Here is a 389-nt window from a genome sequence, read left to right on the forward strand (position 1 = left end):
CACCGTGCGGGTTCGACCCCCGCCCTCGGCACCATATGCGCCCGTAGCTCAATTGGATAGAGCGTTTGACTACGGATCAAGAGGTTAGGGGTTCGACTCCTCTCGGGCGCGTTTTCTTTCGGGAAGTGGCTCAGCTTGGTAGAGCACCTGGTTTGGGACCAGGGGGTCGCAGGTTCAAATCCTGTCTTCCCGATACTTGTTTGGGGCCTTAGCTCAGCTGGGAGAGCGCCTGCCTTGCACGCAGGAGGTCAGCGGTTCGATCCCGCTAGGCTCCACCATTAGTTCTTTGAAAACTGAACGAAACAAACAACGTGAAACGTCAATTTTTATTTTAGATGCTAGACAAACTAACTTTATTGGAGAGTTTGATCCTGGCTCAGGATGAACGC

3 tRNA genes are annotated in these 389 nt (G+C 53.0%); all 3 read left to right on the forward strand.

The features are described from left to right. Nucleotides 1-37 precede the first annotated feature (37 nt). The 3 genes from MR168_RS33125 to MR168_RS33135 all read left to right on the forward strand — a co-directional run bounded on the left by MR168_RS33125 (nt 38) and on the right by MR168_RS33135 (nt 278). Nucleotides 38-111: transfer RNA gene (locus MR168_RS33125), tRNA-Arg, on the forward strand. An 8-nt stretch (nt 112-119) separates the two neighbouring features. Beyond that, nucleotides 120-193, forward strand: a tRNA-Pro gene (locus tag MR168_RS33130). A gap of 9 nt (nt 194-202) precedes the next feature. Next, a tRNA-Ala gene (locus tag MR168_RS33135) sits at nt 203-278 on the forward strand. Nucleotides 279-389: the final 111 nt, after the last annotated feature.

It is taken from the genome of Bacillus cereus group sp. BfR-BA-01356, assembly GCF_022663635.1.
GTDB lineage: Bacteria > Bacillota > Bacilli > Bacillales > Bacillaceae_G > Bacillus_A > Bacillus_A cereus.